A 14708-nucleotide genomic window follows, 5' to 3' on the forward strand; every position below is an offset into this window, starting at 1 on the left:
GGCTCATGCCGCTTCCGTCCTGTCCGCCGCCATCCCCGCCGAGTCGAGCAGGGCCGTGCCGACGATGAGATCGGCCCCGCCGAACTCCGGGTCGTCCAGCTCCATGCCGTCGTCCACGGCGAACAGCAGCTTCTCCTCGCCCTGCCGGTAGGCGGTGCCGACCGCAGGGCTGGCCGCGTGGACCGCCAACAGCGCCACCAGGTACGGCAGTTCCGGATCCTTGCGGCGGGCCTCGGCCAGCAGCCCCGACAGCCGGCGCGGCGCGTCCGCGGGCAGGTCCAGCAACTCCTTGGCCACGGTGAGCTGTTCCTCGCTGAAGCGGCTGTCGTCCGGGGTGGCGATCAGGTCCGGCTCGGGCATCTCCGCGCCGAGGTGCTCCCGCTCCACCGGCGGCGTCAGCAGTATGTCGACGAGGTCGCCGACCCGCACGGACGCCGGCGTCCGCAGCCCGGTCCCCCGCGCGAAGAAGGCGTCCGTGACCCGGACCGCCTGTTCCAGGGGCAACGGCAGCACGGGCGCGACGAGATGCCCGTAGAGGTCTATCCCCGAGGACGCCATCGGCGTGGCGAACGCCTGCCGGTCCTGCTCGGCGCGGAACAGGGGGCCCGCCTCCAGCAGGCGCGACTGCAACTGCGTGTGGCGCCGGATGCAGTCCTTGACGATGTCGACGAGCTCGGCGGCCCGCCGTTTGTGCTCGGCGTCCTCGGTCTCGTCGCGTGCCTTGCGGATGTTGGTGAGGATCGCGTTCTCGTGGCGGTAGCGGTCGGCCACGTGGTCGAGGGCCTCGGCGATCATGTCGGGCACGGAGTTGAGCCAGTCCACCGCGCGCACGTTGCGCCGGGTCGCGTCCAGGGCGCGGCGCAGCGTCTCCGAGTACTGCACGGTCCGGTACCGGGCCTGCTCGGCGGCAAGTTGGGCGTCGGCGAGCCGGCCGCGGTTGATCAGGACCTCCAGCTTGACCTCGGCCGCGATCTGGGCGCTGGTGACGTCTGTGTCGAGGGCACCCACCAGGACGTTGACGGCTTCGTCCGTGGTGCGGAGGTAGACCGTGCCGCCGGGGCCCGGCACCTCTTCGATCAGCTTGAAGTCGTAGTCGCGCCGGACGTAGTTGCCCTCCGGCGTGAACGTGCCGTACACCGCGCGGAAGCCGCGGTCGACGCTGCCGACGTTGATCAGGTTCTCAAGGACCCAGCGGGCCACGCGCTCGTGCTCGGCGACGGGGCGCTGCGGGGCCTGGGCGGCGATGCGCGGGATGAGCCTGGCCACTATCTGGTCGTGGTCGGCGCCCGTGTCGAAGTCCATGTTCAGGGTGACCAGGTCGATGGCGGCCAGGGCCACCTCCGCCATGCCGTACACCGAGTACTCACCGGCGAGATTGGCCTTGCGCACGTCGAGGTCGTGCAGCGGCGCGGTGCAGGCGAGCGCGCGCAGCCGCCGCGCCAGGCCCTCGTCGGCGGCCGGGCCCGGTGCGGGGCGCGGCCCCGCGCTGAGCTGGGGCGGAACGCTGTCCGTCGATGCAGGCGAAGTCACGGTGCACAGACTAGGTCCTCGGTCTGACATCGACCCAAACGACTCGGATCACCTCACCGGTATCACCAAGTGATCGAATCGCTACGGAGTGTTTCCGTCGCCGACCCTTCGCCGGTACACCTCGACCACGCGTTCCAGGGAGTCGCTGAGGTAGACCGACAACAGCTTTTCGGCCTCGCTCTTGTCGCCGCCCTGGAGCGCCTCGTGGATCTGCTGGTTGCGGGCCAGGTACGGCTCGTGCAGGCGGCGCGGGTCGTCCACGAGGTGGAAGGCGAGGCGCAGTTCGGCGAAGACGCTGCGCATGAGCTCGTCGGTGCGCTCGCTTCCGGCCAGGGCCACGAGTTCGCGGTGGAAGTGGATATTGGCCGTACCCACCGTTTTCCAGTCACCTTCGCGGGCCGCCGTCCGCCCCTCGTCGACCGCCGCGGTGAGGGCGTCGAGGGCGTACGGCGGTTCGCCGAGGCCGCGGACGACGGCGCACTCGACGAGGGCGCGGGTGCGGTAGATGTCCTCGACGTCCTCGACGCTCAGGACCCGGACGAAGACGCCCCGGTTGAGTTCGTGGACGAGCAGGCGTTCGTGGGTGAGCAGCCGGAACGACTCGCGCAGGGTGTTGCGGGAGACCCCGAGCGCGCCTCCGATGCTGTCCTCCGACAGCCGGGTGCCGGGCGGGAAGTAGCCCTCGGCGATGCGGCTCCTGAGGACGTCCGAGACCCGTTCGGCCGTGCTGGTGCGGCCCAGGAGGGCGCGGTCGTCGGCCAGTTCGCTCAACTGCTCTGCCATGCCCGGAATTCAACCGCAGACACGAGAACGAAACAACACACCCCTTGCTCAATCGTTGAACGATTCCCTAAGGTGCTTCTCACCGCACGGCTCAATCACGCACCCTTCGTCCTCCCACTGCGAGGTGCCCATGAGCACGACCCCTCCACCCCAGGCCCTGACCACCGACCCGCCCACCGGTGAACTCCCCGAAAAAGACGGCGCGTTGGACTGGCTGCACGCTCTCGGGCCGCGCGGCCGGCGCGCTTTCGCGGGCGCATTCGGCGGCTACGCCCTGGACTCGTACGACTACTTCACGCTCCCGTTGAGCATGGTCGCGCTGGCCGCGTACTTCGGCCTGGACAGCGGCCAGACCGGCCTGTTCACGACCGTCACGCTGGTGGTGTCCGCGGTCGGCGGCGCCCTCGCGGGAGTGATCGCGGACCGGGTCGGCCGGGTCAAGGCGCTGATGATCACGGTGATCACCTACGCGGTCTTCACCGTGGCCTGCGGCTTCGCGCCCAACTACGAGACCCTGCTGGTCTTCCGGGCCCTCCAGGGCCTCGGTTTCGGCGGCGAGTGGGCGGTCGGCGCGATCCTCGTCGCCGAGTACGCGAGCGCCAAGCACCGGGGCCGCACCCTCGGCGCGGTGCAGAGCTCGTGGGCCGTCGGCTGGGCGCTCGCCGCGATCATGTACACCCTGGTGTTCTCGTTCGCGAGCGACGACCTGGCCTGGCGGATCATGTTCTGGACGGGCGCGCTGCCGGCGCTGCTGGTGATCTGGATGCGGCGCCGGGTGCACGACGCCCCGCAGGCGGTGGCCGTACGCGAACAGAGCACCGAGAAGGGCTCGTTCACGGCGATCTTCAAACCCGGACTGCTGCGCACCACGATCTTCGCCGGGCTGCTCTCCACCGGCGTCCAGGGCGGCTACTACACGCTGGCCACCTGGGTGCCGACGTACCTGAAGAGCGAGCGCGGCCTCTCGGTCGTCGGCACCGGCGGCTATCTGACGTTCCTGATCTCCGGCGCCTTCCTCGGCTACCTGACCGGCGGCTATCTCACCGACCGCCTTGGCCGCAAGCGCAACATCTGGCTGTTCGCCCTGCTCTCGGCGGTCTGCATCCTGGCGTACGCGAACATCCCGGACGGCGCCAACGGCCTGCTTCTGGTGCTCGGTTTCCCGCTCGGGTTCTGCATGTCGGCGATCTTCAGCGGCTTCGGGTCCTTCCTGAGCGAGCTGTACCCGACGGCGGTACGCGGCACAGGCCAGGGCTTCACCTACAACACCGGGCGCGCCGTGGGCGCCGTCTTCCCCACCACCGTCGGCTTCCTGGCCGACAGTTGGGGCGTGGGCGGCGCGCTGGTGTTCGGCGCGATCGGCTACGGCATCGCGGCACTGGCCCTGTTCGGCCTGCCGGAGACGAAGGGGCGGGAACTCGCGTGAACCGTACGGAAGACCGCCCCTTGACCCTCGTCGACGAGCACGCGCACGCGTGGACCCCCAAAAGCGCCCGGGCCCGTTTCCGCAAAGGGCTCACCGGGCCGACCTCCGGGGTCGCGGCGGGCCACACCCAGGTCAACCTGATCTCGGTGCCCGCGGACTGGGCGTACGACATGCTGCTGTTCTGTCAGCGCAACCCCAAGCCCTGCCCGGTGCTGGACGTCACCGACGCCGGTTCCTTCACGACCGTGCTGGCGGACGGGGCGGACCTGCGCACCGATCTGCCGCGCTACCGGGTGTGGCGGGACGGCGAGTTGGTGGACGAGCCGACGGACGTGCGCGCGTACTGGCGCGGCGACCTGGTGTCGTTCCTGATCGGGTGCAGCTTCACCTTCGAGTGGGCACTCGGCGAGGCCGGTGTGCCGATCCGGCACATCGAGCAGGGACGCAACGTCCCGATGTACGTGACCGGCCGGCAGTGCCGCCCCGCGGGGCGGCTGCACGGCCCGCTGGTGGTGTCCATGCGGCCGGTGCCGCCGGAGCGCCTGGCGGCGGCGATCCGGGAGACCAGCCTGCTCCCGGCGGTGCACGGCAGCCCCGTGCACTGCGGCGATCCCGCGGGGCTCGGCATCGGCGACCTCGACCGGCCCGACTTCGGTGACCCGGTGGTCGCCGAGCCGGACGACATCCCGGTCTTCTGGGCCTGCGGAGTGACCCCGCAGGCGGCCGTGATGGCCTCGCGTCCGCCCTTCGCCATCACCCACGCACCGGGGCAGATGTTGCTGACCGACGCCCGCGACGAGCAGTACCGCGTGGCCTGAGCAGAGAATGGACACATGACCGCGATCGACCTGAACGCCGACCTCGGCGAGGGCTTCGGCCACTGGCGGCTGACCGACGACGAACAGCTGCTGTCCGTCGTCACCAGCGCCAACGTGGCGTGCGGATTCCACGCCGGGGACCCGGTCATCATGCGGCGGGTGTGCGAGCTGGCCGCCGAGCGGGGGGTGCGGATCGGCGCCCAGGTCTCCTACCGGGACCTCGCGGGGTTCGGACGGCGCGCGATGGACGTGCCGTCCGCTGAGCTCACGGCCGAAGTGGCGTACCAGATCGGCGCCTTGGAGGTCTTCGCGCGGGCGGCGGGCACGCGCGTGGCGTACGTCAAGCCGCACGGCGCGCTCTACAACCGGGTCGTGCACGACGAGGAGCAGGCCGGCGCGGTCGTGGCCGGCGTGCGGCTCGCCGACGCCACGCTGCCCGTGCTCGGCCTGCCCGGCTCCCGGCTGCTCGACCTGGCGGGCCAGGCAGGACTCCCGACGGTCACCGAGGCGTTCGCCGACCGCGCGTACACCGATCAGGGCACACTCGTGCCGCGCGGCGAGGAGGGCGCCGTGGTGACCGATCCGGCGGCGGTCGTGGAGCGCTCGGTGGGCCTGGCCCGCGACGGAGCGGTCACCTCCCGCTCCGGGAACCGGATCGACGTACGCGCGCGTTCTCTGTGCGTGCACGGGGACACGGCGGGGGCCGTCGAGCTGGCCCGGCTGGTCCGGGCGCGCCTGGAGTCGTCGGGCGTGCGGGTGGAGGCCTTCGTATGAGGGCGCTGCCCGTCGGCGACCACGCCCTGCTCGTCGAGGTGTCCTCCGGCGAGGAGGCGCAGGCGCTCCACGCGGAGCTGCTGCGCCGCCGCGCGGAGGGCACGCTGGCGGTCCGCGAGATCGTCCCCGCGGCCCGCACGGTCCTCCTCGACGGACTGGACGACCCGGCCCGCCTCGCCTCCGACCTGACCGCGTCCGAGGTACCGCCCGCTCCCCCGCGCGCGGGTACGGCGATCGAGATCCCGGTGCGCTACGACGGACCGGACCTGGCCGACGTCGCCGAGCTCTGGGGCGTCGACGAACGGGAGGCGGTCCGCATCCACGCGGACACCGAATTCACCGTCGCCTTCTGCGGGTTCGCGCCCGGCTTCGGCTACCTGACCGGCCTGCCGTCGCGCTACGACGTCCCGCGCCGGGCGACACCCCGTACCGCCGTCCCGGCGGGATCGGTCGGGCTGGCGGGCGCGTACACAGGCGTGTACCCCCGTTCCTCGCCCGGCGGTTGGCAGCTGATCGGGCGCACCGACGTCGTCCTGTGGGACCACGCGCGCGTGCCGGCCGCGCTGCTGTCACCGGGCACGCGCGTGCGCTTCGTCCCGGTGGGGCCCTCATGACGGACAGCGCGCTCTTCGTCGTATGGGCGGGAGCGCTCACGACGGTCCAGGACCGGGGGCGTCCCGGGCACGCCCACCTCGGTGTGCCCCATTCCGGCGCCCTGGACGGCCCCGCGGCGGCCCTCGCCAACCGGCTGGTCGGCAACGCGCCCGGCGCGGCCGTCCTGGAGACCACCGTCAACGGCTGTGCCGTACGCCCCCGTTCGACGGTCACCATGGCCGTCACCGGCGCCCCGTGCGCGGTCAGGGTGGACGGCCGACCGGTCGCCTGGGGAGCGCCCGTGCCCGTCCCGGCCGGCGCGGTCCTGGAGGTGGGCACGGTGATCCGGGGCGTACGGAGCTACCTCGCGGTCCGCGGCGGCATCGCCGTGGAACCCGTCCTCGGCAGCCGCTCCACGGACCTGCTGTCCGGCCTCGGCCCGCCACCGCTCGCGGACGGCCAGGTGCTGCCCCTGGGGGATCCGCAGGGCCACTACGCACGCGTGGACGTCGCCCCGCAGCCGGCTCCCCCGCGGGAGTTGGTCCTGCGGGTGACTCCGGGCCCACGCGACGACTGGTTCACCCCGGACGCCGTACGCGCCTTCACCTCGCGCGCGTACCGGGTCTCCCCGTCCAGCAACCGCATCGGCCTCCGTACGGAGGGCCCCGCCCTGGAACGCGCCCGCACCGGTGAACTCCCCAGCGAGGGCATGGTCCTGGGCGCGGTCCAGGTCCCGCCCGACGGCAGACCGGTCGTCTTCCTCGCCGACCACCCGACCACCGGGGGCTACCCGGTGATCGCCGTCGTCCACGCGGCCGACCTGCCACCCGCCGCCCAGGCGGCACCGGGCACACCGGTCCGTTTCGTGACCGTACGGAGGCGCTGAGCCGCTGGGGCGGGCCGGGCGTCGAGGGAGCGGTCGGCGTTCCCGGGGCGCAGGGGACACGCTCAGGCGTACGCCCGCCGCGCGGACCGCCCCGCGCCCACCCGCGCCAAAGGCCGCTCGACCACGCCTGGACCGCCCGCTCCACGTCTCCCGGCGTAGCCGGCGCGGCCGCGCCGCGACCGACTGTGGCGACGCGAGCAAGGTGGCGGCCGTGATGTGGTTCTCCGGGCCGCCCCGCCCACGCCTTACGCAGTGTCCGGCTGCCGTTGCTCCCCCACCGACAACGCGGCCAGGGCCGACGACACCGCTGCCGCCGTCCGCAGGTCGAGTCGGGCGCTGGTGCCCCGGGCGCGGTGGCGCATCTCGTCGGCGGCGAGCCTGAGGAGTTGCGGCAGCAGGTCGGTGCAGCGGCGGGCCACCCAGCCAGTGCCCGCGGTGGCCAGCCACAGCAGGCTCGCCGACGTGGTGGGTTCGGGGAACTCGGGCTCGGGCGAGGGCGCGGTGCCCGTCGCGAGGCCCTCCTCGGCCAGCAACGCGTGGAAGCGGAGCGCCAGTTGGCGGTGTCCCCGCTCGCCCGGGTGCAGCCGGTCCGCGCTCCACATCGCCCGGTCCATCAGCCAGGCGCCCTCGGCCGCGTGCAGATGGACCGCGCCGTAGCGCTCGGAGAGCGCGTGGACCACGGTGTTGACCGCCCGTTGCCGGCGGGCCAGCGGACGCGCCAGCGCGCCCGGCAGGTTGAGCGTGACGCCCGGGTCGGGCAGACAGGCCGTGAGCAGGACCGCGCCCTGCTCGGTGAAGGCGGCGTACACCTTGTCGAGCCGTTCGGCGACGGCGTGGATGTCGAAGGTGCAGCGCAGGGTGTCGTTGACGCCGATGACCACCGACACGACATCGGGGCGCAGGGCCAGCGCGGCCGGCGTCTGCTGCTCCAGCACCTCCCGCGTCTGCGCCCCGCTGACGGCGAGGTTGGTGAACTCCACGGAGGTCAGGTCCTCAAGGGATCCCGTGGACTTCATGGTCCCGGCCGCCCCCTCGGCCCCCGCTCCCCGCTCGGCGAGCCCGTCGGCCAGCAGCGCCGCCCAGCCGCGCCACCCGTCGCCGACGGGATCGCCCACGCCCTCGGTGAGCGAGTCACCGAGGGCCACGAAACGCACCGTTCTCATGCCACGCCCCCGGGCGCGTAGGGCCGCACCGGCACCGCCGCGTCGTGCGCGGCGAGGAAGGCGTCCACGGCCGTGTGCCAGCCGAAGCACTCCGCACGCGCGCGTGCGGCCTCCCGCCGCTGCCCCTCGGGGAGTTCGAGGAGCATGTCGACGGCGTCCGCGAAGGCATCCCCGCGGTCGGCCGCGACCGCGCCGGCGGAGCCGATCACCTCCGGCAGCGCGGACGACGTGCTGACCACCACGGGCGTGCCGCAGGCCATCGCCTCCAGCGCGGCGAGCCCGAAGGTCTCGGCGGGCCCGGGCGCCAGGCACACGTCCGCCGAGGCCTGGAGCGCGCCCAGCGCGTCCCGGTCGGAGACATGGCCGAGGAAGGTCACGGGCAACCGCCGCTCGCGCGCCCGCTCTTCGAGCCGCGGCCGCAGCGGCCCGTCCCCGGCGACCACCAGCACCGCCTTGCGGCCGCGCCGCAGCAGCGACTCCAGGGCGTCGAGGGCGGTGCCGGGCCGCTTCTCCACGGACATCCGGGTGCACGTCACGAGCAGCGTCTCGTCCACGCGCGCGTACCGGGCCCGCAGCCCGGGGTCCCGCAGCGAGGGATGCCGCTCGACCAGATCGACGCCCAGTGGGGCGCGTACGACGTTGCGGGCGCCGATCCGGACGAACTCGCGCTCGGCGAACTCGGTGGTGCACACCACCCGCGAGTACGTGTGCGCCGTACGGACGTTGAGGGCGTCGGCGGCGCGCCGGGCCGCCGCCTCGGACAGGCCCCAGGTGCGCAGGACACCGTCGGCGGTCTCGTGGGAGACCATCACGGCGGGCACGCGCGCGCGTCGCGCCCACTTGCCGGTCCACCTCAGGGTCGTACGGTCGGAGACCTCCAGGCGGTCGGGGGCCAGCTCCTCCAGGAGCCCGGCCACGCGCCGCTTGTCGGTCAGGACGCGGTAGCCGCCCGTGCCGGGCAGCAGCGGACCGGGCAGGGTGATCACGCGCCCCTGCTCGGTCTCCCGGTCGTCGGCCCGCTCGCCGGGGACGATCAGCACGGGGTCGTGCCCGGCCTCCTTGAAGCCCTTGCCCAGCTCGCGCAGCGCGGTGCGCAGGCCGCCGGAGGAGGGGGCGACGAAGTTCGCTAGGCGCACGATGCGCAGGGAGCTCACGCCGCCACCACCGTCTTGCGCGCGGCCAGGACTGCACCGTAGTGGTCGATCAACTGGTCGCCGACGGCCGCCCAGGTGCGGCCCTCGACGGTGGTGCGGGCGGCGGCCCCGAAGGAGGCCCGCAGCCCGGCGTCGGCGGCCAGGGAGGCCACCGCCTGGGTCACGGCGTCCGCGTCGCGCGGCGGGACCAGGAACCCGGTGCGGCCGTGGTCGACCAGGTCGAGGGGACCGCCGACGGCGGGGGCGACCACGGGCACGCCGCTCGCCATGGCCTCCTGCACGGTCTGGCAGAAGGTCTCGAAGGGCCCGGTGTGCGCGAACACGTCCAAGGAGGCGTAGATCCTGGCCAGTTCGTCGCCGGTGCGGCGGCCGAGGAAGACGGCGCCGGGCAGCTGTTCCTGGAGGTTCGGCAGGCTCGGTCCGTCGCCGGTGACCACGACCCGGACGCCGGGCAGGGCGCACACGCCGGCGAGCAGTTCGACCTGCTTCTCCGGTGCGAGCCGGCCGACGTAGCCGACGATCAGCTCGCCGTTCGGGGCGAGTTCGCGACGTATCGCCTCGTCCCGCAGGTCGGGGCGGAAGCGGACGGTGTCCACGCCCCGCTGCCACAGCCTGAGCCGGGGCACGCCGTGTGCCTCCAGGTCGTGCATCGCGGCGCTGGACGGGGCGAGGGTGAGGTCGGCGGCGGAGTGGACGGAGCGGATACGACGCCAGGCCGCGGCCTCGCCGGCGCCCACATAGGTGCGGGCGTAGCCGGCGAGGTCGGTCTGGTAGACGGCGACGGCGGGGATGCCGAGCCGGGCGGCGGCGGCCATGCCGCGGACGCCGAGGATGAAGGGGCTGGCCAGGTGGACCACGTCGGCACGATGCTCGACGAGTGTGGCGGCGAGGCGTCGGCTGGGGAGGGCGACGCGCACCTGGGGGTAGCCGGGGAGCGGGAGGGAGGGGACATGGACGACGGGGCACGGCGCCGAGGCGTCGGGCCGGTTGCCGGGCGCGGGGGCCGGGGCAACGACGACGGGGGCGTGACCGCGATCTACGAGGTGCCGGGCGGTCTGGAGCGCGCAGTGGGCCACGCCGTTCACGTCGGGGGGAAAGGATTCGGTCACGATGACGACACGCATACCCGTGTTGTCGCCGCGCCGGACGTGGACGCGTCAAAGTGGATCTTTACGAAATACAAACGTCCCATGAGCGTTGCACGCCACGCCCGAGCAGGTCAGACCGCGTCCACGCCCGGCTGACCCGCGGGTCACCTCTCGTTCATCCGGAGCCCGCGCCGACGCCCGTTCTCCTCGTCGGAGATGGCTCAAACGACGGGTCGAACGGCGGTTCAAACGGCGGGTCCGTCCGGTCCGATCCGGCTGCGTACGGCGGTCTGGACCTCGGCCTCCTCGGCCGGGTCGGCGGCCAGCCGGCGCAGTTGCTCGACGACGCGGGTGTCACCGGTCTCGGCGTGCCGTGCGGCGATCTCCCGGGTGGTCTCCTCGCAGTCCCAGAGGCACTCGACGGCGAATCCGGCGGGGAAGGAGGGGTCGGTGGCGGCGAGGGCGCGGGCGGCCCGGCCGCGGAGCTGGGAGGAGGCGGTCTCGCGATAGATGTGGCGCAGGACGGGGGCGGCGCAGACGATGCCGAGCCGGCCGGTGCCGTCGACGAGGGTCCACAGGGTCGGGGCGTCGGGGCCCTCGCCCCGTACGGCCTCGCGCAGGGCGCCCAGGACCAGGTCCCGGTCCTCGACACCGCCCCGACAGGCGAGCATGCGGCCCGCGGCGGCGCCCAGCGGGTCGGGCCGGTGGGCCCAGCCGCGGGCGCGGTCGACGGCGGCGACGGTGCGCATCCGTTCGAAGGCGGCGACGGCGACCTCCACGACGGTCGGCGAACCGGTGGTCACGGCCCGCTCGATCAGGTCGAGGGCGTCCGGGTCGTTGCTGTCGGCCAGATACCGCACGGCCGTGCAGCGGGCTCCGTCGGTGCCGTCCACGGCGGCCCGCAGGATCTCGGGCCGGTCCTCGGGCCCGGCGACGGCCATGAGGCAGCGGGCGGCCGGGATGTGCAGCTCGGTACCGCGTTCGAGGCCCTGCTGGGCCCACTCGAACACCGCCTGCACGCTCCACCCCGGACGGGGCCCACTCGGTCGCATCTGCCGCTGCCAGCGGTCGAAGCAGCCGGCCTCCTGTGCGGCACGCACGCGCGTGGCGACCGATTCGCGCGGATCGTCGGCCCACAACCGCCACGGCCGGGGCTCGAATGCGTCGCGGACGACGGCGGCGAGTTCGGCCTCGCCCTCGGCGTCGGTGGCGAACCGGGCCAGCACGGGCGCGGCCAGGGCACGCAGCCCGGCGTCGTCGTCCCGCAGCGCCAGTTCGTCCAGGGCCCAGGCCCAGTTGGAGCCGGAGGCGGCGTACCTGCGCAGCAGTTCGAGCGCGTCCAGCCTGCCGTAGGAGGCGAGATGGCCGAGGACCGCGAGGGCCAGGCCGGTGCGTGACTCCTCGGTGTCGAAGACGTCCTCGACATCGAAGAGGTGCGCCTCGATCTCGTCCAGCTCGCCGTTGAGGTCGAGGTAGAGACGGGCGTAGTACAGGGAGCGGTTCTCCACCTGCCAGTCGTGGCGTGGATCGCGCAGCACGCAGTGGTTCAGTGCCGCGAGCGCCTCGGCGCGCGGTGCGGTGAGCGCGTGCAGCGTGCCGTCGCCACGGCCCCTCTGAAGGAGGCCGAGCAGGGTTCCGCTGGGCGCTATGACCGGATCGAACATGGGAAACAGCCTCACATCAAGCGTCGACGCAACCGGGGAGCACGCATTACCTGGCCGCGTGACACAACGTCGGAGCGCCCGCCGTCTCTTGCTTGCTGTAGACCATCTTCCTCTGCCTCTCGTCGGTGGCCCATGCGGACCGCATCACGGCCCGCGCGGTGCGGCAACACCTGCCCAGCCATCGCGTCCGTGAATCACGACGTCATGATGACCCGGCACTTCGGCCTGCCGCGACCGAAATTTCGGCGGCCTTGTACCGCCTCCCCCGTTGTCTGTGTCTTCGCTGGTCAGAACATGCGGATCAATGTGCGCCGAACAACTCGAGCAGTTCTGTCTTGCCGAACATCCGGGCCGTGTCGACGGCCGACGGGGTGCCCTCGGAGGGGTCGGCGCCACCTTCCAGGAGGGCTTCGATCACTTCCGTCTCACCCTTGAAGACGGCTCCGGCGAGCGGGGTCTGTCCCCGGTCGTTGATCCGGCCCGCTTCCGCACCCCGGGCGAGCAGCGCGCGTACCGCCTCCGCGTGCCCGTGGTAGGCGGCGAGCATCACGAGGGAGTCGCCCCGGTCGTTGGTGAGGTCGGCCGGAACGCCCGCGTCGACGTACGCCACGAGCGCCTCGGTCTGCCCCTGTCGGGCCAGATCGAAGATCTTGGTCGCCAGCTCCACGACCTCGGGGTCGGGGGCTTCAGTCATCGGCCGGTCCGCCTCTCATACAACCGTTCAGGTGAATCGCCAGGGTACTGGCTCACGACGTACATGACCCGAAGTGCCCGAGGTAAAGATCACGGCAGACCCGGTCGGACGCAAGTGCCCTGCTCAACGCCCCCGAAGCGCTCCGCCATCCGGGGGAAATTCGCCGAAATTCACCTTGTTGCACCTTTTATCGTATGGATACATCCTGTGAGCCTGGAAGTACTCATGGTGACTGTCCCCGCGAACCAGGAGATCCCAAATGATCCTGTCCATCTCAGGCGTGGTCCTTCTCGGCATCATCGTCTTCCTCTTCTTCCGCAAGGACGGCCTGAAGGCGTCGCACGCCATGGTGTCGGCGCTGTTCGGCTTCTACCTGGCGAGCACGGCGATCGCGCCGAGCATCAAGGCCGGCGGCGAGAGCCTGGCCGGTCTGCTCGGCGGCATCAAGTTCTGACGCCGTTCCCTCCGTCCGTACGCACCTTCAGGAGACAGCAGTGGCCCGGCGCCCCCTCCCCCGCATCCTGAGCACAGGCAGCACGCAGATCGCCCGGAGCCGGGAGCTGGCCCGGACGGCGGCCGACAGCGCCACCGATGTCCTCCATCCGCTGATCACGGTCTCCCGCGGTCTGCGCCGGCTGGCGGCGGCCGGGCGGCGCAGATGGGCCGACACCCCGAAGGACAAGCGCGGGCCGCTGCTGTTCTTCGTGGCGTCGGTGGTCCTGGTCGTGGCGCTGGTGCCGTACGGTCCGCTGCTCGCCGTCATCGCCCTGATGGCGGCGGCAGCATGGCAGGGCCGCGACCGCACCGAGCCGGAGCCCGACGGCCCGGACGAGTCGCAGACCCAGCGCCTCCAGTCCCTGTACGAGGCCCTGATCCCGTACTTCTCCATCCCGGAGGACCCCGCCCCGCTCTTCGCCCACGGCGGCGAGTGGGAGAAGGCCTTCCCGGCCTACGAGTTCGACGGGTCGGGCCGTGTCACCCATCTCACGGTCCGCTACCCGGCGTACTTCACCGACGGCGAGCCCGACTCCCGCGCGCGGATCGAGCAGTTGCTGCACGCCAAGTCGGGCCGCGGCCGCGAGTACCGCTTCGCGTGGGACGAGGAGGGCAACCAGCTCACCATCACCGTCCTGTCCCCGCTGCCCACCGACATCGCCGCCCAGCGCTTCGTCACGGCACCGGGCGAGACGGTCCTCGGCTTCACCGACCCCTCCGAGGTCCAGCGCACGCTCCCGCTCACCCACGGCGAGGAGCGGCGCGACGTCCCCCCGGTCGTCTGGCGCACCGGCATCCGCTCCACCGAGCCGCACCTGCTGGTCGTCGGCCAACCCGGCAGCGGCACCTCGACCCTGCTGCGCTCCATCGCCCTACAGGCCCTCCAGTACGGCGACGTCCTGATCGTCGAGGGCGGCGGCACCGGCGAGTACGCGTGCCTGACCGGCCGCGACGGCGTCCTCGCGGTCGAGTGCGGGCTCGCCGGGGCGCTGGCCAGCCTGGAGTGGGCCGCGCACGAGACGGAGCGCCGGCTGATCGCGCTGAACCGCGCCCGGCAGGCGGGCCACCCGCCGCCGGACGACACCAAGCGCCCGCTGTGGATCCTCCTGGACCGCCCGAGCGCCTTCACCCACCTCGCCGCCGCCGACGCCCAGCGGGACCCGCAGTCCCTGCTCCAGGTGCCGCTGCGGCACGGCCGCGCGGCGAACGTGACGGTGGTGGTGGCCGACCAGTTCGACACCGCGGACGCGCTGAGCGAGCCGGTACGGCAGCACACACGCGCGCGTGTCGTCCTCGGACCGGCGACCGCCGGCCAGCTGGAAGCGGTCCTGGGCACCCCGCCGCACACCACGCCGGTCACCCAGGTCCCGCCCGGCCGCGGCTACGCCCGCCTCGGCACGGGCCCGGTCCATCGCCTCCAGGTCCCGGCGACCCCGGACCCCTACGACGACGCGACGAGCGACGCGGACCGGCAGGCGGTACTGGCGCTGCTGCCACCGCGGACGACACCGGCGGACTCCGAGGGCGTGGAGGCCGCCCAGGAGCCGACGGGAGCGGAGCCCGTGCCCGCGGACGTCATGGCGACGGAGGGCTCGTAGCGGATCGTCGGTCGGAGCCCCGGGTGACTGTCGGTCACCCG

General features: G+C 72.9%; 14 protein-coding genes. 7 read left to right on the top strand and 7 right to left on the bottom strand.

What is annotated here, in order from left to right; genetic code table 11:
• Positions 1 to 3: 3 nt before the first annotated feature.
• On the bottom strand, positions 4 to 1530 hold the full coding sequence (locus ACWD5F_RS20275) for a hypothetical protein (protein WP_401725493.1): 1527 nt from the start codon (positions 1528 to 1530) through the stop codon (positions 4 to 6).
• Positions 1531 to 1611: 81 nt separating this feature from the next.
• Positions 1612 to 2313, bottom strand: coding sequence for a GntR family transcriptional regulator (locus ACWD5F_RS20280; RefSeq protein ID WP_451256055.1), 702 nt, complete (start codon positions 2311 to 2313; stop codon positions 1612 to 1614).
• 130 nt (positions 2314 to 2443) lie between these two features.
• Between ACWD5F_RS20280 and ACWD5F_RS20285 the strand changes: the two genes are divergently transcribed.
• The 5 genes from ACWD5F_RS20285 to ACWD5F_RS20305 are packed head-to-tail and all read left to right on the top strand — an operon-like array spanning position 2444 to position 6811.
• Positions 2444 to 3739: an MFS transporter gene (locus ACWD5F_RS20285; RefSeq protein WP_451256056.1), complete on the top strand. Its 1296-nt coding sequence runs from the start codon at positions 2444 to 2446 to the stop codon at positions 3737 to 3739.
• Positions 3736 to 4557 (top strand): putative hydro-lyase, encoded by an 822-nt coding sequence (locus ACWD5F_RS20290; RefSeq protein WP_451256058.1) that lies wholly within the window; start codon positions 3736 to 3738, stop codon positions 4555 to 4557. The genes ACWD5F_RS20285 and ACWD5F_RS20290 overlap by 4 nt, the downstream gene beginning before the upstream one ends.
• A 15-nt stretch (positions 4558 to 4572) precedes the next feature.
• Positions 4573 to 5331 carry a LamB/YcsF family protein gene (locus ACWD5F_RS20295; RefSeq protein WP_451256060.1) on the top strand — a complete coding sequence of 253 codons (759 nt, stop codon included), beginning with the start codon at positions 4573 to 4575 and terminating at the stop codon, positions 5329 to 5331.
• A complete protein-coding gene (pxpB, locus tag ACWD5F_RS20300; RefSeq protein WP_451256062.1) occupies positions 5328 to 5945 on the top strand; it encodes a 5-oxoprolinase subunit PxpB in 618 nt (205 codons plus the stop codon). Before ACWD5F_RS20295 ends, pxpB begins: the two co-directional genes overlap by 4 nt.
• On the top strand, positions 5942 to 6811 hold the full coding sequence (locus tag ACWD5F_RS20305) for a 5-oxoprolinase subunit C family protein (protein WP_451256064.1): 870 nt from the start codon (positions 5942 to 5944) through the stop codon (positions 6809 to 6811). Before pxpB ends, ACWD5F_RS20305 begins: the two co-directional genes overlap by 4 nt.
• 245 nt (positions 6812 to 7056) lie before the next feature.
• On the opposite strand, the gene ACWD5F_RS20310 is transcribed toward ACWD5F_RS20305, so the two are convergent.
• The 5 genes from ACWD5F_RS20310 to ACWD5F_RS20330 form a co-directional block, all read right to left on the bottom strand.
• The gene (locus tag ACWD5F_RS20310) at positions 7057 to 7974 is read right to left on the bottom strand and encodes an SGNH/GDSL hydrolase family protein (RefSeq protein ID WP_451256066.1); all 918 of its coding nucleotides are present in this window, start codon (positions 7972 to 7974) and stop codon (positions 7057 to 7059) included.
• Positions 7971 to 9128 carry a glycosyltransferase gene (locus ACWD5F_RS20315; RefSeq protein WP_451256068.1) on the bottom strand — a complete coding sequence of 386 codons (1158 nt, stop codon included), beginning with the start codon at positions 9126 to 9128 and terminating at the stop codon, positions 7971 to 7973. Before ACWD5F_RS20315 ends, ACWD5F_RS20310 begins: the two co-directional genes overlap by 4 nt.
• Positions 9125 to 10252, bottom strand: coding sequence for a glycosyltransferase family 4 protein (locus tag ACWD5F_RS20320; protein ID WP_401725466.1), 1128 nt, complete (start codon positions 10250 to 10252; stop codon positions 9125 to 9127). The genes ACWD5F_RS20315 and ACWD5F_RS20320 overlap by 4 nt, the downstream gene beginning before the upstream one ends.
• A 209-nt stretch (positions 10253 to 10461) precedes the next feature.
• Entirely contained in the window at positions 10462 to 11880 is a 1419-nt protein-coding gene (locus tag ACWD5F_RS20325) for a HEAT repeat domain-containing protein (protein WP_401725463.1), read from the bottom strand.
• 301 nt (positions 11881 to 12181) lie between these two features.
• On the bottom strand, positions 12182 to 12574 hold the full coding sequence (locus ACWD5F_RS20330; RefSeq protein ID WP_124002926.1) for an ankyrin repeat domain-containing protein: 393 nt from the start codon (positions 12572 to 12574) through the stop codon (positions 12182 to 12184).
• 259 nt (positions 12575 to 12833) lie between these two features.
• Here ACWD5F_RS20330 and ACWD5F_RS20335 point away from each other — a divergent pair, with 259 nt between their 5' ends.
• Both ACWD5F_RS20335 and ACWD5F_RS20340 read left to right on the top strand, forming a co-directional pair.
• Entirely contained in the window at positions 12834 to 13028 is a 195-nt protein-coding gene (locus tag ACWD5F_RS20335) for a hypothetical protein (protein ID WP_121404479.1), read from the top strand.
• Between the two features lie 40 nt (positions 13029 to 13068).
• Complete coding sequence (locus tag ACWD5F_RS20340; protein WP_451256071.1) at positions 13069 to 14667, top strand: ATP-binding protein; 1599 nt, start codon at positions 13069 to 13071, stop codon at positions 14665 to 14667.
• Positions 14668 to 14708 lie beyond the last annotated feature (41 nt).

Source organism: Streptomyces sp. NPDC002499, assembly GCF_053595415.1.

Excerpts from the sequence above, each read along its gene's own strand:
- ACWD5F_RS20280 (WP_451256055.1), bottom strand. The coding sequence starts at position 2,313 with ATGGCAGAGCAGTTGAGCGAACTGGCCGACGACCGCGCCCTCCTGGGC.
- ACWD5F_RS20285 (WP_451256056.1), top strand. The coding sequence starts at position 2,444 with ATGAGCACGACCCCTCCACCCCAGGCCCTGACCACCGACCCGCCCACC.
- ACWD5F_RS20295 (WP_451256060.1), top strand. The coding sequence starts at position 4,573 with ATGACCGCGATCGACCTGAACGCCGACCTCGGCGAGGGCTTCGGCCAC.
- pxpB (WP_451256062.1), top strand. The coding sequence starts at position 5,328 with ATGAGGGCGCTGCCCGTCGGCGACCACGCCCTGCTCGTCGAGGTGTCC.
- ACWD5F_RS20305 (WP_451256064.1), top strand. The coding sequence starts at position 5,942 with ATGACGGACAGCGCGCTCTTCGTCGTATGGGCGGGAGCGCTCACGACG.
- ACWD5F_RS20310 (WP_451256066.1), bottom strand. The coding sequence starts at position 7,974 with ATGAGAACGGTGCGTTTCGTGGCCCTCGGTGACTCGCTCACCGAGGGC.
- ACWD5F_RS20320 (WP_401725466.1), bottom strand. The coding sequence starts at position 10,252 with ATGCGTGTCGTCATCGTGACCGAATCCTTTCCCCCCGACGTGAACGGC.
- ACWD5F_RS20325 (WP_401725463.1), bottom strand. The coding sequence starts at position 11,880 with ATGTTCGATCCGGTCATAGCGCCCAGCGGAACCCTGCTCGGCCTCCTT.
- ACWD5F_RS20330 (WP_124002926.1), bottom strand. The coding sequence starts at position 12,574 with ATGACTGAAGCCCCCGACCCCGAGGTCGTGGAGCTGGCGACCAAGATC.
- ACWD5F_RS20335 (WP_121404479.1), top strand. The coding sequence starts at position 12,834 with ATGATCCTGTCCATCTCAGGCGTGGTCCTTCTCGGCATCATCGTCTTC.